The 17,935-nt window shown below is 68.6% G+C and carries 16 protein-coding genes; 4 read left to right on the top strand and 12 right to left on the bottom strand.

Annotation, left to right across the window (positions count from 1 at the left end):
- Positions 1 to 3 precede the first annotated feature (3 nt).
- From ACTJLF_RS10585 to ACTJLF_RS10600, 4 genes are read right to left on the bottom strand one after another with little or no spacing between them, the layout of a single operon-like run.
- Positions 4 to 939, bottom strand: coding sequence for an ABC transporter permease (locus ACTJLF_RS10585; protein WP_007831166.1), 936 nt, complete (start codon positions 937 to 939; stop codon positions 4 to 6).
- A gap of 19 nt (positions 940 to 958) precedes the next feature.
- Complete coding sequence (locus tag ACTJLF_RS10590) at positions 959 to 2,551, bottom strand: ABC transporter substrate-binding protein (RefSeq protein WP_440883043.1); 1,593 nt, start codon at positions 2,549 to 2,551, stop codon at positions 959 to 961.
- A 55-nt stretch (positions 2,552 to 2,606) separates the two neighbouring features.
- Positions 2,607 to 4,058, bottom strand: a complete 1,452-nt coding sequence (locus ACTJLF_RS10595) for a M81 family metallopeptidase (RefSeq protein ID WP_440883044.1) — start codon at positions 4,056 to 4,058, stop codon at positions 2,607 to 2,609.
- Between the two features lie 51 nt (positions 4,059 to 4,109).
- The gene (locus ACTJLF_RS10600) at positions 4,110 to 5,267 is read right to left on the bottom strand and encodes an NAD(P)/FAD-dependent oxidoreductase (RefSeq protein WP_440883045.1); all 1,158 of its coding nucleotides are present in this window, start codon (positions 5,265 to 5,267) and stop codon (positions 4,110 to 4,112) included.
- A gap of 202 nt (positions 5,268 to 5,469) precedes the next feature.
- On the opposite strand from ACTJLF_RS10600, the gene ACTJLF_RS10605 reads away from it, so the two are divergent.
- Both ACTJLF_RS10605 and ACTJLF_RS10610 read left to right on the top strand, forming a co-directional pair.
- Positions 5,470 to 6,246: a helix-turn-helix domain-containing protein gene (locus ACTJLF_RS10605; protein WP_020723074.1), complete on the top strand. Its 777-nt coding sequence runs from the start codon at positions 5,470 to 5,472 to the stop codon at positions 6,244 to 6,246.
- A gap of 87 nt (positions 6,247 to 6,333) precedes the next feature.
- Complete coding sequence (locus ACTJLF_RS10610; protein ID WP_440883046.1) at positions 6,334 to 7,602, top strand: M20/M25/M40 family metallo-hydrolase; 1,269 nt, start codon at positions 6,334 to 6,336, stop codon at positions 7,600 to 7,602.
- Between the two features lie 30 nt (positions 7,603 to 7,632).
- On the opposite strand, the gene ACTJLF_RS10615 is transcribed toward ACTJLF_RS10610, so the two are convergent.
- The 8 genes from ACTJLF_RS10615 to ACTJLF_RS10650 all read right to left on the bottom strand — a co-directional run bounded on the left by ACTJLF_RS10615 (position 7,633) and on the right by ACTJLF_RS10650 (position 16,313).
- The gene (locus tag ACTJLF_RS10615; RefSeq protein WP_440883047.1) at positions 7,633 to 9,702 is read right to left on the bottom strand and encodes a DUF3300 domain-containing protein; all 2,070 of its coding nucleotides are present in this window, start codon (positions 9,700 to 9,702) and stop codon (positions 7,633 to 7,635) included.
- Positions 9,703 to 9,861: 159 nt separating this feature from the next.
- Positions 9,862 to 10,503, bottom strand: a complete 642-nt coding sequence (locus ACTJLF_RS10620; RefSeq protein ID WP_126185437.1) for a DUF3299 domain-containing protein — start codon at positions 10,501 to 10,503, stop codon at positions 9,862 to 9,864.
- Between the two features lie 3 nt (positions 10,504 to 10,506).
- Positions 10,507 to 11,769 (bottom strand): ABC transporter permease, encoded by a 1,263-nt coding sequence (locus ACTJLF_RS10625; protein WP_019654714.1) that lies wholly within the window; start codon positions 11,767 to 11,769, stop codon positions 10,507 to 10,509.
- A gap of 55 nt (positions 11,770 to 11,824) precedes the next feature.
- Positions 11,825 to 12,574 carry an ABC transporter ATP-binding protein gene (locus tag ACTJLF_RS10630; protein ID WP_126185438.1) on the bottom strand — a complete coding sequence of 250 codons (750 nt, stop codon included), beginning with the start codon at positions 12,572 to 12,574 and terminating at the stop codon, positions 11,825 to 11,827.
- A gap of 4 nt (positions 12,575 to 12,578) precedes the next feature.
- Complete coding sequence (locus ACTJLF_RS10635; RefSeq protein ID WP_026346374.1) at positions 12,579 to 13,160, bottom strand: DUF2796 domain-containing protein; 582 nt, start codon at positions 13,158 to 13,160, stop codon at positions 12,579 to 12,581.
- On the bottom strand, positions 13,157 to 14,065 hold the full coding sequence (locus ACTJLF_RS10640) for a sulfurtransferase (protein WP_132754622.1): 909 nt from the start codon (positions 14,063 to 14,065) through the stop codon (positions 13,157 to 13,159). Before ACTJLF_RS10640 ends, ACTJLF_RS10635 begins: the two co-directional genes overlap by 4 nt.
- 43 nt (positions 14,066 to 14,108) lie before the next feature.
- Positions 14,109 to 15,026, bottom strand: a complete 918-nt coding sequence (locus tag ACTJLF_RS10645; RefSeq protein WP_019654718.1) for a DMT family transporter — start codon at positions 15,024 to 15,026, stop codon at positions 14,109 to 14,111.
- Positions 15,027 to 15,173: 147 nt separating this feature from the next.
- Positions 15,174 to 16,313 (bottom strand): aromatic ring-hydroxylating oxygenase subunit alpha, encoded by a 1,140-nt coding sequence (locus ACTJLF_RS10650; RefSeq protein ID WP_019654719.1) that lies wholly within the window; start codon positions 16,311 to 16,313, stop codon positions 15,174 to 15,176.
- 307 nt (positions 16,314 to 16,620) lie between these two features.
- Between ACTJLF_RS10650 and xseB the strand changes: the two genes are divergently transcribed.
- Both xseB and ACTJLF_RS10660 read left to right on the top strand, forming a co-directional pair.
- Complete coding sequence (gene xseB / locus ACTJLF_RS10655) at positions 16,621 to 16,887, top strand: exodeoxyribonuclease VII small subunit (protein WP_007829283.1); 267 nt, start codon at positions 16,621 to 16,623, stop codon at positions 16,885 to 16,887.
- The gene (locus ACTJLF_RS10660; protein WP_354407197.1) at positions 16,884 to 17,807 is read left to right on the top strand and encodes a polyprenyl synthetase family protein; all 924 of its coding nucleotides are present in this window, start codon (positions 16,884 to 16,886) and stop codon (positions 17,805 to 17,807) included. Before xseB ends, ACTJLF_RS10660 begins: the two co-directional genes overlap by 4 nt.
- Positions 17,808 to 17,935: the final 128 nt, after the last annotated feature.

The raw sequence follows: 17,935 nt of genomic DNA on the forward strand, positions 1-17,935 counted from the left end.
GGTTCAGTACTGGATTCGCGGATCGAAGAGCCGGTAGCTCAGGTCGATCAGCAGGTTGATCAGCACGTACACGCCCGCCGACAGCAGCAGCACGCTCTGGATCACGGGGTAGTCGTGCCGCTGCACCGAGTCGATCACCAGGCGGCCCACGCCGGGAATGGCGAACACCGTCTCGGTGACCACCACGCCGCCGATCAGCAGCGCGATGCCCGCGCCCACGGTGGTGGCGATGGGAATGGCCGCGTTGCGCAGCGCATGCCCCAGCACCGGCAGCACGCCCAGGCCCTTGGCGCGCGCGGTGCGGATGTAGTCCTCGTGCAGCACTTCGAGCACGGTGGCGCGCGTCATGCGCGTCACCAGCGCGATGTAGACCAGGGCCAGGTTCACGCAGGGCAGCACCAGCGAGCGCAGCCACTCGCCCGGGCCCTCGGCGAAACGCACGTAGCCCTGCACCGGAAACCACGGCAGCTGGATCGCGAAGCTGTAGACCAGCAGGTAGCCCACCAGGAAGACGGGCACCGAGAAGGCCAGCACCGCGAAGAGCATCACCAGCCGGTCGATCCAGCTGCCCGCGCGGTAGGCCGCGAGCGTACCCAGCGGCACCGACACCACCAGCGTGATGAGCATGGTCAGCGCGGCGATCGACACCGTGGGTTCCAGCCGCTGGCCCAGCAGCTGCGTGACGGGCATCTGCGTGAAGATCGAAGTGCCCAGGTCGCCGGTGAAGAGCTTGCCGATCCACAGCCCGAACTGCTGCCACAGCGGCAGGTTCAGGCCGAGCGCGGCGCGCAGCTTCTCGATGTCTTCGGTGGTGGCGAGGTCGCCCGCGATGAGCGCGGCCGGGTCGCCCGGCGAGAGGTGGATCAGCAGGAACACCACCACGGCCACCACCGCCATGACGGGCAGGGTCGCGATGAAGCGTCGAACGATGTAGCCCATGGCGGTGTCCTTCCGGCCCTTACTGCCTGTCGAGCGCCCAGACCGTCGGCATGCCGGACCAGAGCTTGTCCAGGCCCTTCAGGCTGGTGCGCGCGGCGAAGGCGGCCGAGTACTGGCCGGCGTTGATGTACGGCACGGCCTCGTAGGCGCGGGCCTGGAAGGCGTCGAGCAGTTCCTTGCGCCTGGCGGGCACGGTCTCCTTCAGCCAGGCGTTGCGCAGGTCGTCGAGCTGCTTGTCGCAGGGCCAGCCGGGCAGGGTGTTGCCGCAGGCTGCGCTCAGGTAGGCGTTGCTGATGGGCGAGTTGGCGTCGAACTCGCCGGCCACGGTGACGTAGATGTTCCAGCCGCCGGCGTCGGGTGCATCGCGCTTGGCGCGGCGCGCGCCGATGGAAGCCCAGTCCATGGTCTGGGCATCGACGTTCAGGCCGATGCTCTTCATGGTCTGCGCGGCCATCAGCGCCTCGGCGTTCAGGTAGGGCACGTCGCTGGGTACCAGCAGCACCACCTTCTCGCCCTTGTAGCCGGCGTCGGCGAGCATCTTCTTGGCCTTGGCGACGTCGGCCTTGCGATAGGGCTCGGCGCCGGCCGCGGTGTCGTTGGGACTGCCGCAGATGAAATAGGTGGCGCAGTAGGCCATGCGCATGTCCAGCGGGAAGCCCATGGCCGCCATGAAGCGCTCCTGGCTCACGGCCTGCAGCAGTGCCTGGCGCACCTTCGGATTGTTGAAGGGCGGATGCAGCTGGTTCATCACCAGGAAGCCCTGGTAGGCGCCGCCGGAGCCGATCTTCACGCCCGTGTCGGTGCGCAGCGGCGCGATGTAGTCGGGCGGCAGCTGCTCGATGATGTCGACCTCGCCGCGCTTGAGGGCCGCCACCGCGCTGTTGGCGTCGGGCAGGTAGAGCCACTCGACGCGGTCGAAGTTGCTCTTCTTGCTGCCGGCCAGGCCGCTCGGCGGTTCGCTGCGCGCCACGTAGTTGGGGTTGCGCACGAACACGGCCTTGTTGCCCGGCACCCATTCGTCGCGCTTGAACACGTACGGGCCGGAGCCCAGCACTTCGGTCAGCGGCGCGGTGGCCGGCAGCTTCGCCAGCCGCTCGGGCAGCACCACCGGCGGAAAGCCCGAGGGCTTCGCCAGCGCGTCGAGCACCATGCCGAAGGGTTCGGCGAGCGTGAGCGTGAAGGTGCGCGCGTCCGTCGCCTTCCACTCGGCGCCGCTGGCCGCCATGGCGCGGCCGAGGCTGTCGCGCGCGGCCCAGCGCTGCAGCGACGCGACCGCGTCGGCCGAGGTGACTGCGCTGCCGTCGGAGAACTTGAGGTTGGGGCGCAGCGTGAAGCTCCACTGCTTGCCGTCCTTCGAGGCGGTGTACTTCTCCACCATCTGCGGCTGCGGCTTGCCGTTCGCGTCCTGCGCGAAGAGCGTGTCGTACACCATGTAGCCGAAGTTGCGCGAGATGTAGGCGGTGGTGAAGGTCGGGTCGAGGATCTTCAGGTCGGCATGCGCCACCACCTTCAGCGTCTTGGGCTGCGGCGTCTGGGCATGCGCGGGAAGGCTCGCCGCGAAGGCGGTGGAAAGGGCCAGGGCGGCGAGAGCGCCAAGCGTCCGTCGTTTCATCGTCGGTTCTCCGGTGAGGGAAGGCAGCAGGAAAGGAAGGCGAGAGAAGGAGGCCTCAGGCCGCGACGCCGATCGGCCACTTCGGCAGGCGGGCCTTGCGATAGGGCAGCGTGTTCAGGTCGAGCGTGACGGCGCCCGGCGCGCCCGCATAGATGACGTGCTTCGCCACCTTGGAGTACGACGCGTAGAAATGCTGCGACGACTTCACGACGATGATCTTCTTCGCTGAGAGGTCGCAACCGAGCTGCGTGAACAGGTCGGTGCCCATCGCCTGGTTGCGCAGCGTGATCAGCACGATCTCGATGCCGTTGGCCTCGACGAGCGCGCTGTCGCCCATCAGCGTGGGCGTGCCGGCCAGGCCGGTCATCACCAGGTCGTGCTTGAGCGCCTTCACGGTGCATTCGAGGTCGAGCGGGTTGCCGGACAGGGGGCTGATCTTGCCGCCGATGCGCATCGGCAGCTTCGCGCCCACGCCGGCGTCGAAGGCGATGCGCACCGCGATCGGGTCCCACAGCGGGCCCAGCGCCGCGTTGGCGATGCCACGTTCGACCATGCGTCGCAGGATGAATGTGGAGTCGCTCGCGGCGCCGCCGCCGGGGTTGTCGGCACCGTCGGAGATCACCACCGGGCCGCCCTCGAAGGCCAGTGCCTCGTCGAGCGATGCATCGATGCCGGGGTAGTTCACGGTGAGGCCGTCGCGCATCGCGATGACCTCGTCGGCGAGCTGGCGCGCCAGCATGTCGGCCTTGGCCTTGTCGCCGTCGGTGTAGACCAGCACCTTGGTGCCCATCTCGGGCACGTCGCCCCAAGAGAACCCGTGCGTGAGCGAGATAGAGAGCACGCCGTCCTTGCCCTCGAGCGACTGCATGCGCTCGACGAAGCCGCGCGCCGGCTGGCGCGAGGTGTGGACGGTGACGATCATGTCGCAGTCGACCACCGCCGCCACCGGACGCACCTTGCCCTCGACCGCGGCGGCGCAGATGTCGACCAGCTCCAGCCCGCGTTCGAGCACGTCGGTGTGCGGGTACTCCTTGAAGGAGATCATGACGTCGGCGTTGGAGATCATCTCGGGCGTGAGGTGGTTGTGCGGATCGAGCTCCGCGCCGATCACCACGTCGGGCCCGACGATCTGCCGCACGCGCGCCAGCAGGTCGCCTTCGCAGTCGTCGTAGCCGTCGGCGACCATCGCGCCGTGCAGGCCGAGCAGCACCATGTCGACCGGCAGCACGGCGCGCAGGTCGTTCAGCAGCTCGTCGCGCAGCGTCTCGTAGGCGTGGCGCGTGGTGGTGCCGCTGGGCTGCGCGCCGGCCACCATGCCTTCGAACAGCGTCCAGCCCTTGTCGGCGCCGCGCATGCGGGCGGCCCACAGCGGGCCCGAGAAGAGCGTCATCGCCTCGGGGTGCTTGCCGGCGGGGAAGTAGCCGCGGTCCTTGAAGGAGGCGAGACCCGTCGGCATCGGGCCGAAGGTGTTGGTTTCGGTGGCCAGGGAAGCACTGAAGACGCGCATGGTCGAACCTCGTGGAGTGTTTGTGTGGTTGTTGTGAGAAGCAGGCCGGGCTCAGCCCGCGGCCGCACGCAGCCGCTGCGGACCCAGCATTTCCGCCGTGAGCCCGAAGCAGGCGATGCGCTCCGGCAGCGGCAGCCCGCGCGCGAGCGCGGCGCAGGCCTCGCCCATGGCAGCCGAGGTCTGGATGCCGTAGCCGCCCTGTGCCGCCACCCAGAAGAAGCCGGGCACGCCGGGCTCGAAGCCGCCGACCAGGTCGCCGTCGGGCACGAAGGAGCGCAGGCCGGCCCAGGTGCGCGTGGGGCGGCGGATGGAGAGCGTGGTCGCCTCCTCGATGCGGTGCATGGCGATGGCGATGTCCATCTCCTCGGGCTGCACGTCCTGCGGCTCGACCGGGTCGGCATTGGCCGGCGAGCCCAGCAGCATGCCGGCGTCGGGCTTGATGTACCAGCCTTCGTCGGCGCCGAACACCATCGGCCAGTGCGCCACGCTCTGGCCTTCGGGCGGAGCGAAGATGAAGGCAGAGCGCCGGCGCGGCTCGATGCCCAGCGGAGGCACGCCGGCCATGCGGGCGATGGTGTCGACCCATGCGCCGGCGGCGTTGAGAACCACGGGCGCTTCGTAGACTGAGCCGCCGGCTTCGACGCGCCAGCGTTCGCCCACGCGCTCGATGGCCGTCACGCCCGCATCGCACACCAGCCTGCCGCCCGCGCGGCGCATGCCGCGCAGGTAGCCCTGGTGGATGGCGTGCACGTCCATGTCGGCGGCGTCGGGCTCGTACACGGCGCCCAGCACCTGTTCGGGGCGCAGCGCGGGCACCATCTCGCGCGCCTGCTCGCCGCTCAGGCGGGAGGCGCCGGTGTCCATGGCGCGCAGCACTTCCCAGTGGGCTTCGAGCTCGGCCATGTGTTCCGCGCCCGCGACCATCATCGCGCCGCGCGGCGTGAGCAGCGGATGCTCGCTGAAGCCTTCGGGCGGGTGTTCGAGGAAGGCGCGGCTCGCCATGGTGAGGGCGCGCACCTGCGCTGTGCCGTAGCTTTCCATGAAGAGGGCGGCGGACCGGCCGGTGGAGTGGTAGCCCGGTTGCGATTCGCGTTCGAGAAGGATCACGCGTGCGTGCGGAGCGAGCCAGTGGGCCACCGAGGCCCCGGCGATGCCGCCGCCGATCACGAGGAAGTCAGCCACGACGGGCTCTGCAGTGCTTGAAGTCATCGACGAAAAGTGTAGGAACAATTTTGCGGATACGCAAATTGATTCGGTAGCTCCAAGGGGAAACCATGATGCACCGACCTGGTGAAATTTGCGTTCGCGCAATTTGCGTATACGCAACTTCCGGGCCCGCCCAGCGCGGGTCGGCATGGATGAGGCGCGCCCCGGCTGGCAGAATTGCCGGCACCACAAGAGAAAGCCAAGCGTGAATCCACACACAGGGACCAAGACGGGGACGAAGCCCAGGGAAGAGCCGCCCACGCTGGACCGCGCCACCTTCGGCAACCGCCTGCGCAGCGCGCGCAAGCGTTTCGGCTGGACGCTGGCGCAACTGGCGGAGCGCTCGGGCGTGTCGATCACCACCATCTCGCGCGCCGAGCGTGGCCAGCTCGCGCTGGGCTACGAAAACTTCACCGCGCTGGGTCGCGCGCTCGAGATGGACATGAACGCGATGTTCGCCGGCGCAGGCGTCAAGCCCGCGCAGCTCGACGGGCCGGTGGTCACCCGCTCCGGCAAGGGCGTGGTCTACAAGGGGCTTTCCATCGCCTACGAATTCCTCGGCACCACCGCGGCCGGCAAGCAGATGAGCCCCATCGTCGGCACGGTGCATGCGCGCAAGATCCACGGTCCTGAAGACTTCGTGCGGCATGGCGGGGAGGAGTTCGCCTATGTGCTGTCGGGCGAGATCGAGGTGCACTTCGACAACGGCGAGGTGGTGCGCATGGCCAAGGGCGACTCGCTCTACTTCGACAGCCGCCTGGGCCACGCGTACATCAGCGTGAGCCGGCAGCTCGCGCGCATCGTGGGCATGACCATCGGCGAGAGCGGGCACATGCAGTCGGCGCGGGAGGGAGAGGAGCGCCCCATGCCGGCACCAGCCGCCCGGAAGGGCGAGGAGCCCGTTGCGTCGGCGCTGCCCGCGAAGGCGTCGAAGGGGCAGTCGAAGCCCTCGCGGAAAGCCGCGGCGGCAAAGAGCGCGTAGCTGCCCCCGCGCCGTGTCTCCGATTTGCTCGCCGCGCGGGTCCGCATGGCTATGCTGTGCGCCGTCATCCACTCCAGAGAAAAAACCATGACCTCGCGTCTGCCTTCTTTCCCGCTTCGCTCCATGGCACTGGCCTGCGGCCTTGCGCTCGGTGCCGTCGCCGGCGCTCACGCGGCCCCCGATGCGAAGCTGCTCGCTGCGGCCGAGAAGGCGCAGCCCGCGGTGATCGACAACCTCAAGGAGATGGTGCTGATCGAATCGGGCAGCCTCAACGTCGACGGCCTGCTCAAGATGGCCGACGTGGTCGAAGGGCGCCTGAAGGCTGCCGGCTTCAAGACCGAGCGCCGCAAGGCCACGGCCGGCGCGGGTGCCGACATCGTGATCGGCACGCTCAAGGGCACGGGCAAGCGCAAGATCATGCTGCAGGGCCACATGGACACGGTGTACGCGCCGGGCATTCTCAACAGCCAGCCCTACAAGATCGACGGCAACCGCATCTACGGCCCCGGCATCGCCGACGACAAGGGCGGCCTCGCGGTCATGCTGGCTTCGCTGAAGATCCTGGCCGACGCCGGGTGGCGCGACTACGACACGCTCACCGTGCTGATGAACCCCGACGAGGAAGTGGGCTCGGTCGGCTCCGGCGAGCTGATCGCGACCATCGCCGACCAGCACGACACGGTGCTGTCGTTCGAGCCGACGGTGGCGAAGTCGGTGGTCAAGGGCGAATCGCTGCTGCTCGGCGCGGCCGGCATCGCCACCGCCACGCTCGAGGTGAAGGGTCGCGCGTCGCACGCTGGCGCAGCGCCCGATCTGGGCCGCAACGCGCTGTACGAGCTTTCGTACCAGATGCTGCAGACCAAGGATCTCGCCAAGGACATTCCGGGCGTGACGCTCAACTGGACCGTGGCGCGCGCCACCGGCCCGCTCAACCAGATCACCGAGAAGGCGCAGGCGCAGGGCGACGTCCGCATCACCCAGCCCGGTGCCGAGAAGAAGCTGGCCGAGGCGCTGCAGGCGAAGATCGCATCGGGCAAGATGATCCCCGACACCGAGACCACGGTGAAGGTGGAGGTGGGCCGACCGGCCTTCATCGCGGGCGACAAGGGCCGCGCGCTGGCCGAGAAGGCGCAGGCCATCTACAAGGAAATCGACCGCGAACTCGCGCTGACGCCGATGACCGGCGGCGGCACCGACGCGGGCTACGCAGGCCGCTCGGGCAAGGCCACGGTGGTCGAGAGCTTCGGCCTCGCGGGCTTCGGCTATCACGCACGCGACGAGTACATCGAAGCCGATTCGATCGTGCCGCGCATCTACCTCGTCACGCGGCTGCTGACGGAGATCGGCAAGAACTGAAGTCGAAGGGAAGCGGCCCCGCCGCGCCCGTTACTGCTGCCTCGGGTCCCCGGGGCGATGCTGCTGGTGCTGCTGGCGTTCCGCCGCAGCGGCTGCCATGCGTTGCTGTTGTTGCTGCTGAGCCTGCTGCTGCTGGTGCGCCATCTGCTGGGCCTGCTGCTGCGCGCGAGCCTGTTGCTGCTGCATCTGCTGCTGGCGCTGTTGCTGCATGGCCTGCATCTGCTGTTGTTGCTGCTGCTGCATGCGTGCGGCCTGCTGCTGTGCCTGTTGTTGGGCCTGTTGTTGAGACTGCTGCTGGCGGCGCATCTGCTCCTGCTGGGCCATCTGCTGTTGCTGCTGTCGGGCCTGCTGTTGCTGCATCGCCTGCTGGCGCTGAATCTGCTCCTGCTGCCGCTGGGCCTGCTGTTGCGCACGCGCCTGTTGGTCGGCCTGTTGCTGGCGACGCATCTGCTCCTGCTGCGACTGCTCCCTGCGTGACTGGTCGAGCTGGGCCTGCTGCTGGCGTCGCTGTTCCTGAGCTGCCTGCTGTTGCTGTTGTTGCTGGCGCTGCTGCTGTTGCTGAGCGAGCTGTGCCTGCTGCTGGGCTTGCTGTTGCTGCGGCGGGGGCTGCATCAGGCCCCGAGCCTGGCGTGCCTGCTGGTCGCGCGCCTGCTGCTGGGCCTGCTGTTGAGCCTGTTGCTGCCGGCGCATCTGCTCCTGCTGCGCGATCTGTTGCTGCTGGCGGGCCTGGTTCTGGGCCTGCTGTTGCTGCTGCATGGCCTGCTGGCGCTGAGCCTGTTCCTGTTGCCGCTGCTGGGCCTGCTGTTGGGCTCGCGCCTGCTGCTGTTGTTGCTGAGCCTGCGCGAACGCGGCCTGCTGCTGGACGCGCTGTTGCTGTTGTTGTTGCTGCTGTGCCTGCTGCGCTTGTTGAGCCTGTTGCTGGGCGAAGAGGGCCCGCTGCTGCTGTTGCTGCACCTGCTGCATCGCGCCCGGGTTCGCCGCGAAATTGGCAGGCGCTCCAGGGGGCAGTACGCCGCGCGGTCCGGCATTGTTGTTGTAGACGTTGACGTTGCGCACGTTGTTGACCACGGTGGTCGAGCGCGAGATGTAGGTGCTGTTGTTGTAGACCACCGCAGGCCGCGCGAAGGCCGGCTGCGGGCCGGGGCCACGATCGCGATCACGCCAGCGCGGAGCGCCCCAGTTCATGTTCCACGAATGCCAGCCCCAGTCGTGGCGCTCCAGCGCCGCGCCCACGATCACACCGGCACCGAACGCGAGCGCGCCTGCCGCCAGCACCTGGCCGCCGCTGTAGCCCGGCGACGACACCACCTGCACCGGAGGTGCGTAGGCGTAACCCGGATACACCGGCTGCGGCTCGCCGTAGATCACCTGCGGGTCATAGGCGGGTACGTACACCACGTCGGGCTGCACCGGCTCGATGGTGATGAATTGCTGCGGCGGTTCGACCACGACGGGGCCCGCATACACGGGCTGCACGTCGGGGGCCGGCGCGTAGTTCGGTGGCGGCGCGGCGGTGACCACGCGCAGCTTGTCGTTGTTCTTGAGGCGGCCGGCCTTGGCGGCGCGCTGGCGCATGACCTGGATCGCGTTCATCACGTCGGCCGGGTCGTTGTAGTAGGCCTGGCCGAGTGCCTGTGTCCACGGAATGTTGCCGGCCATCTGGTCGACCACGGGACGGAATGCGGTGAGCGACTTCACGCTCGGGTCCCAGGGCTGCTGGTTGGCCGCGTCGGCCAGCGGGCCGGCCTTGAGGTTGCGGTTCTGCGCGAGCCATTCGTGCGCCGCGGTGATCTGGTCAGGGTAGGTGGCGCCGGCCAGGATCTGCGCGACCAGCTTGTCGGGGTACAGCGCGATGGGCGCGACCAGCTGGTAGAGCTGCTCGGCGCTGGGTGGTGTGTAGGCGGCCTGCACGGGTGCGGCGGCAGGTGCCTGCTGCGTCTGCGGCACCGATGGTGGCGGGATGGAGCCCGCAGGGTCCTGCGTCGATGCGAGAGGGGCGGGGGTGCTGGTGGGAGCCTTGTCGCAGCCTGCGAGGACGAGGGCACTGATGCACAGCGAGATCGTCAACAGCCGCGGGGCGGTAGAGAGGTTTTTTGTCATCTGGATTTCCATGAAGACGCCCGGAGGCATACCCGGACTTCTTCAACGGAACTCGGCATCAAGCGATGACAGAGCTTGCGCCGCGGATGCAACGGTCTGTGTCGGTTCCGTGCCGCCAAGCCTGTCGGCGCAGAACCACACGGCGCGGAGGCCGCGGCCTTACTTCGAGCCGCCGGTGTACTTGGTGACGGTGGCCGCGCTCACGTGGTAGCCGCTCACGCCCATCATCGAATCGTTGCGCAGGGTCTGCAGCTTGCCGGTGACCCATACCGTGTCCATAGCGCGGAACTTGGCACCCTTCTGCGGCACCACGTGCAGGATCTGGTTGGCAGGCGGCGGCGGCGTGTGGATGCAGGCGCCGAAGTAGGGCACCAGCAGGAATTCGGTGACCTCGCCCTTGGCTTCTTCGAGGGGCACGATGAAGCCGGGGATCTTGATCTCCGCGCCGTTCATCGCCGGATTGGTCGGTGCGTTGTTCGACACCTCCTGCATCTTCATGAGCAGTTCGTTGGCGCGCGGGTCGCCGTCGTCGAGCGCGCTCAGGTCCATGCCCTTGAACTCCTTGGCCGGGTCCCAGTCCTTGGGCACCAGCTCTTCCCAGGTGATCTGGCGCGGCTGGCCCGGTGCGGCCTTGGAGGCCGCTGCGGGAGAGGCCTTGCCGCCCAGCGGGTTGGCGGCGGTGGTGTCCTTGGGGGCGGGTTCGGCGGCCCAGGCGGCGGCCGCGAGGCCGGCACCTGCGATCAGCATCGAAAGCCGAGTGAAAGCTTTGCTCGTGGACAAGGTCTTCTGTGCGATGGGCATGGTTCAAATCCTCGGTGAGAGGCCGTCTGCAAGAGAGAGTCGATAGGCGCGGATGCCGGGCAAGAGGCTTGCCAGCCAACCGGCGGCCAGCAGGCTCGCCATCAGCAGCCATTCGTTCAGTGTAGGTTCGGAAAGGCTCAATGTCAGCCCGAACTGCGACTGCAGCCATGGCGAGAGCAGGGCGATGCCGAGCACCGCCATCACCACGCCCAGCACCACGCCGAGCACGGTGACCAGCGCACCTTCGAGGGCAAGCAGCGCCAGCACATGGCGCAGGCCCGCGCCCACCGCGCGCAGCACCGCGAGTTCGCGGCGCCGCTCGTTGAGGCCCGCCATCACCACCGACACCAGCCCCGCGAGGCTCACCAGCGCGACCAGTGCCGACATCAGCAGCAGCGCGTTCTCGCCGACGCCGATCACGCTCCACAGCTCGTCGAGCGCCACGCCGGGCAGGATGGCCATCAGCGGTTCGCCGGTGTAGGTCGAGATCCAGCGCTGCACGCCGAACACGGCAGCGCGGTTCTTCAGGCCCACCAGCACGGCCGTCACGTTCTTGGGCGTGAGGTCGAACTTGCGCACCTGCTCGGGCGAGATGTGCACGCCCGGCATCGGCGCGCCTCCCACCCATTCGAGGTGGATGGCTTCCATGGCCGCGAGGCCGATGTGCACCGTGCGGTCGACCGGCGTGCCCGTGCGCGCGAGCACACCGACCACGGTGAAGGGCTTGTCCGCATGCTCGGCCACGTTGAGCTCGCCGCTGCCGTGCGCGAGCGTGATCTTCTGGCCCACGTGGTAGTTGAGCTTGTCGGCCACCTCGGCGCCGACCACCGCGTCGAAGAGTTCGCTGAAGGGCTTGCCTTCGCGCAGCTTCAGCGTCTGCCTGTCGCCGTAGCGGAAGCGGGTGAAGTAGTCGGTGGAGGTGGCCAGCACCGAGAAGCCACGATGCGAATCACCCAGCGACAGCGGCACCACCCAGTCGACGCCCGGGTGCGACGAGAGCGCCTGCACGCTCTTCCAGGAGATGTTGTTGGTGGCCGCGCCGATGCGGAACACCGAGTAAAGCAGCAGCTGCGTGGAGCCCGTGCGTGCGCCCACGATCAGGTCAGTGCCTGAGACGGACGATGCGAAGTTCTCGCGCAGCTCGGTGCGGATGCGTTCCACGCCCAGCAGCAGGAAGGTGGACAGCGCGATGGAGAACACCGTCAGCGCAAGCGTGAAGCGCCGGTTCCAGGCGCTGCGCCATGCAATGGAGAAGAGTGCCTTCATTGGCAGGCCTCCGCGCGTCGCGCCGCGGTATTCGCCTTGGGAGCGGACCGGCGGCTCATGCGTCCACCGCCATCGCGCTGGTGGCCGCGCGGTTGATCTCGGGCAGCAGCACATGCCGCGCGAAGCGTTGGGCGATGCGCTGGTCGTGGCTCACGAACACGAGCGCGCTGTGGTGCTCCGCGCAGGCCGTCAGCAGCACGTCGAGGAAGGCCTCGCGCCGGTCTTCGTCGAGCGCGGAGGTGGGTTCGTCGGCGATCACCACTTCGGGCTGGCCGATGAGCGCGCGTGCCGCGGCCACGCGCTGCTGCTGACCCACGGAGAGCTGCAGCGCCTGGCGGTTCCACAGGTTGCGGTCCAGGCCCATCTGGTCGAGCAGGTGCTCGGCCTCGCCGCGCGAGCTGCCGTTGCGCGACGCATTGGCCTCGCGCCGCTGCGAGAAGCGGCATGGCAGCAGCACGTTGTCGATCACGCTCAGGTACGGCAGCAGGTTGAACTGCTGGAAGATGTAGCCCACGTGCGCCACGCGGCTGCGGTCGCGCTGCGTGCCCGAGAGCTTCGACCAGTCGTGGCCGAGCAGCGTGACGCGGCCTTCGTCGGCCACCAGCACGCCGGCCAGCAGCGACAGCAGCGTGCTCTTGCCGCAGCCGCTCGGGCCGTGCAGGAACACCGATTCGCCGGCCGTGATGCGGAAGGCCTCGATGTCGATGCAGGGGGTCTTGGCCGATGGCCATGTGAAGCGCAGCGCCTCGGCTGCGAGCACGATGCGCAGGGCCGATGAGCCCTGCGCCGAAGGAAGGTCGCTCACGGTGTCACTTGCCCCAGCTCAGGCGCGCGGGCTGCGAGGCCTGGGCGCCGGCGGGGCGCTTGAGCTGGCGCTTGAACTGGCCCTGCGCGGTGGCGATCTGCGAGTCGATCTGGCGCAGGCCCTTGAAGGCGCCGAACAGGTTCAGGTCGATGAACTTCGCGGCGGCTGCGTTGGTGCAGTTGAAGGAGAAGGTGGCGTCGAGGTCGGCGTGGCCGACGGGCTCGTTGGGGTCGGGGTTGCCGAGGCCCAGCGCGCCGGAGCGCAGGTCGACCGGGCCCAGCTTGCAGTTGGCGGCGGGGTCGACGACGAAGAGCTTGTCGGCCGCACGCAGCTGGGCGACCGCGTCTTCCACGATCTTCTTCTCGGCGTCGGTCTTGGGGGCGCGTTCGAATCCGACGATGTTGTCCAGCGGCGATTCCATGTCGATCACCACCGTGGGGCCGTCGACGGCCACGTCGAGCTTGAGCTGGCCGTGCACGTGGGCGTGCTGCTGCTGGGCCTGGGCGGTGAGGAAGGGGGCTGCCGCGAACATCGCGGCGGCTGCGATTGCGAGACCGGTGGTACGTCGGAGTCGGATGTGCTTCATGGTTCGGCGCCTTGCCGGGTCGGCAGCCCCGGCGTGTTGCTCCATTCGCTCCAGCTGCCGGCATAGAGCGCGGTCGTCCCGAATCCCGCGATCTGCATGGCGAGCAGGTTGGGCACGGCGCTCACGCCGCTGCCGCACTGGTGGACGACGGTCGCCGCGTCGCGTCCCGCGAGCAGCGCTTCGAACTCGGCACGCAATTGCGATGCCGGCTTGAACCTGCCGTCGGGACCGATGTTGTCGGCGAAAGGCCGGTTGAGGGCCCCGGGGATGTGACCGGCGATCGGGTCCAGAGGTTCCACCTCGCCACGGTAACGTGCACCGGCGCGTGCGTCGATCAGGTTCTGGTCAGGCTGGCCGAGCCGGCGCAACACCGTTTCAGTGGTGACCAGCTTCGCGATGGGCTCGCCCGCGACGAAGTTCGACTGGAAGCGCGCGGGCTCCTCGCGGCTCGTGACTTCGCCGCCTGCGGCCTGCCATGACTGCAGTCCGCCGTCGAGCACGGCCACCGCGTCGTGGCCCATCCACTTGAGCATCCACCACAGGCGACCGCAGTAGTTGGCGCCGTTGCGGTCGTACACCACCGCCTGCATGTCGTTGGAGAAGCCGACGCTGGAGAGCCAGGCGGCGAACTTCTCGCGGCTGGGCAGCGGATGGCGCCCGCCCGATGCGGGCACGCCGTCCTCCTGCGCCACGACGACTTCGCCATGCGCGCCTGGGGCGCCGTGCTTCGCGCTGAGGTCGGTGTCGAGGTTGGCATAGAGCGCGCCCGGAATGTGTGCGGCCGCATATTGCTGCGCGCCGGCTTCGGGCTTCATGAGGTCGAAGCTGCAGTCGAACACCATGAAAGGCTTGCCGCTGGCCTGCAGCTGCTGCAGTTGTTCGACGGAGATGAGGGTGTCGTACATGGCGCTTGCTCCTTCGGGAATCTGGAAATGCACGCTGCGCGCGTCAGTGTTCCTCGGCCGGGGCCTTGGGCACGGCCCGTTGTCGCAACACGGTTGCAGCAATGCCGCTCGCGATGATAAGGGTCATGCCGGCCCAGCCGGCCGCGTCGATGCGGTCGTCGAACAGCACCACGCTGTAGAAGGCCGCGAACACGATGCCCGAATATTGCAGGTTCGCGACCACCAGCGTGCCGGCCTGCGTCTTCGCGGTGGCGTAGGCGCGCGTCATGCACAGCTGGCCGAGCGCGGCGAGCAGGCCGATGGGCAGCAGCCACAGTGCGTGCTGCCAGGTCCAGGAGCCGCCGCCCGAGAAACCGGTGACCGCCGTGGCGATGCCGCCGGCCACCGCAGAGCCGACCGCGAAGTAGAAGACGGTGCGCAGCTCGGGCTCCCCGATGCGCGAGAGCGCCACCACCTGCATGTAGGCGAAGGCGGCCGTCAGGCCCGAAAGAAGCCCCAGCAGGCCCGCGAAGCCCTCGTTGCCGTTCACCGTGGGCTTGAGCATGAGCACCACGCCCACGAAGCCCGCGAGCACCGTCATCGCCAGCGCGCCCTGCAGCGGCGGGCGCTCCACGCGGCCGTCGCGTCCGGGCACCGGCACCCAGGCCAGCAGCGCGCCGCCGACCAGGAAGGCCGCGACCCACACGCTGCTCATGTAGTTGAGCGTGACGGCGGTGGCCAGCGGCATGTGGGCGATGGCATAGAACCACGCGCCGAGCGAGACCACGCCGATCGTGCTGCGCCACGCGTGCATGCCCGGGTACCTCGTGCCCAGCGGCACGCCGCGGTTGCGCGCCAGCAGCCACAGGAACACGATGCCGATCAGGCCGCGCCCGAGCACCATCTCGCCGCTGTTGAACCACGCCGAGGCGACCTTCACGACCACGCTCATCGTCGCGAACAGGAAGGCCCCCAGCACCATCCAGAGCGCTTGCACTATTGGTTCTCCCTCAGGCTTCGCGCACTTCGTGTCGCTTCTCCCGCCCCCTCGCCGGGGGCAACACCGCAGGCCCGGCAAAGCCGGTTCCTCGGTGTTCCCAGAACACCCGTGGATGCCGCGTTCATCGGCTCAGGCGTTCTGCATCGCGGCGCGGTACCACTCGTGGAACTGCTGCATGCCGTCTTCCATCGGACTCTGGTAGGGGCCGGTCTCGTTGTCGCCGCGCAGCATCAGCGCGCGGCGGCCGGCATCCATGCGCTCGGCGATCTCGTCGTCTTCCACGCAGGTCTCCATGTAGGCGGCCTGCTGGGCCTCGACGAACTCGCGCTCGAAGGCGACGATTTCCTCTGGATAGAAGAACTCGACCATGTTGAGCGTCTTCGTCGGGCTCACGGGGTGCAGTGTCGACACCGTGAGCACGTGCGGATACCACTCGACCATGACGTGCGGGTAGTAGGTCAGCCAGATGGCGCCGTACTTCGGCGGCTTGCCCTCGCGGTACTTGAGCAGCTGCTCCTGCCACTTCTGGTAGACGGGGCTTCCGGCGCGGCCCAGGCGGTTGGCCACGCCCACCGTCTGCACCGAATAGCGCGGCTTGAACTCCCAGCGCAGGTCGTCGCAGGTGACGAAGCTGCCCAGGCCGGGATGGAACGGGCCGACGTGGTAGTCCTCGAGGTAGACCTCGATGAAGGTCTTCCAGTTGTAGTTGCACTCGTGCAGCTCGACGCGGTCGAGCGCGTAGCCGCTGAAGTCCAGGTCGGCCTGCGGGCCGAGGCCGGCCATGTCGGCCGCCACGTCGGGGCCGCAGCCGTCTGCGTTCTTTTCGAACAGCAGGCCGTTCCACTCGGTGAGCGGGTAGTTGTGCAGGTTCAGGCAGGGGTCCTGCTGGAAGTGGGGGGCGCCGATCAGCGTGCCGGTGGTGCGCGGGTCGGCCGCGGCGTAGGTCCAGCGGTGCAGCGGGCAGACGATGTTGCCGCCCGACTGGCTCTCGAGCTTGCCGCGGCCCTGCAGGATCAGGGCCTGGCGGTGGCGGCAGACGTTGGAAATCAGTTCCACGCCCTTGGGCGTGTGGACGAGTGCACGGCCCTGGTGTTCCTGGGGCAGGGTGTGGAAGTCGCCCATCTCGGGCACGGCCAGGCGATGGCCGACATAGCGGGGCCCTCGCGAGAAAAGGTTCTGCATCTCGCGGGCGAAGAGCGCCTCGTCGAAATACGCGGAAACTGGAAGTTGGCTCGCGGCCTGCTGCAGTTGAAGACTTAAATCAGACATGGAGGACCTGACCAAGCTCCCCACAGGGAGGAAAGGAAGAAAAAGAACGGAAGGCGCCGCCGCAAGAGGTGGCTGGGCGGCCCGAAGCGGTGTTGAACGTCGTCAACGAGAGAAGTTCGCATTGTACCCGGGGGGCGCTCGGGGTTCCCCCGAGGCTTTCCATGCCATTTTGCGATGTGCGATGGGCCTTTCGCCGTGGGAAGCGCGCAAGGCGCCGCGGCCGCTCCGGGGAAGGGCGGTCCCGGAAGGGGCGCCATTGTTCCGGTCACGGTCCTAAAATGCCTCGTTTCACCCAAGTTTCGCTTGCATGCCCAAGGTGCCTCCCCCTTCCTCGTCCAGCCCGGCGGCAACGCCCGACACGGGTCCGCTGCCAGCCAGTTACGAAGCCGGACTCCAGGAGCTGGAGCAACTGGTCGCGGAACTCGAGTCGGGCCAGCTGCCGCTGGACCAGCTGCTCGTCAGTTACCAGCGCGGCGCGGCGCTGCTCGCCTTCTGCCGCGACAAGCTGCAGGCGGTCGAAGACCAGATCAAGGTGCTCGATTCGGGCAGCCTGAAGGTCTGGACGCCTGAATGAGCGCCGCCCCGCTGAATACCGCCGCCCACTGGGACGCCCGCACGCTGGCCGGCTGGAGCGAACCCCACCTGGCGAATGTCGAAGCGGCGCTGTCGCGCTGGGTCGGCGTCGACGCCCCCGTACTGCTGGGCGACGCCATGCGCTACGCCGTGCTCGACGGCGGCAAGCGCCTGCGGCCGCTTTTGGTGCTGGCCGCGAGCGAGGCCGTCGGCGGCAACAAGGCCGCCGCCCTGCGTGCAGCCTGCGCCACCGAGCTGATCCATGCCTATTCGCTGGTGCACGACGACCTGCCGTGCATGGACAACGACGTGCTGCGCCGCGGCAAGCCCACGGTGCACGTGAAGTTCGGCGAGGCCGATGCCCTGCTGGCCGGCGACGCCTTGCAGGCCCTGGCCTTCGAGCTGCTCACCCCCGAGGGCGACGAGATTCCCGCCACCACCCAGGCCCTGCTGTGCCGCCTGCTCGCGCGCGCCGCGGGCAGCCAGGGCATGGCCGGCGGCCAGGCGATCGACCTGGCCAGCGTCGGCATCGCCTTGAACGAAGCGCAGCTGCGCGAGATGCACCGCCTGAAGACCGGCGCGCTGCTGCAGGGCAGCGTCGAGATGGGCGCCGCCTGCGGCACCGTGAGCGCTGCTGCGCTGGCCGCGCTGCGCGACTACGGCGCAGCCATCGGCCTCGCGTTCCAGGTGGTCGACGACATCCTCGACGTCACGGCCGACTCGCAGACCCTGGGCAAGACCGCCGGCAAGGACGCCGCGGCCGACAAGCCCACCTATGTGTCGCTGCTGGGCCTCGACGGCGCCCGCGCCCAGGCCCGCCAGCTCCTGGCCGATGCGCTCGCCGCGCTGGAGCGCAGCGGCCTGGACGACACCGCGGCTCTTCGCGCGTTGGCCCACATGGTGGTCGACCGCGACCGATGAAATGAGACCACCCCCGAATCTCCGCGCACTTCGTGTCGCTTCGGATGCCCCCTCGAGGGGGCGCACCCCGATGGCCCGGCAAAGCCGGTTCCATGGGGGCCCCGGCATGGCCTGCTTCGCGGCCTTCG

This window comes from Variovorax sp. 22077 (genome assembly GCF_052044195.1).
Classification (GTDB): domain Bacteria; phylum Pseudomonadota; class Gammaproteobacteria; order Burkholderiales; family Burkholderiaceae_C; genus Variovorax; species Variovorax atrisoli.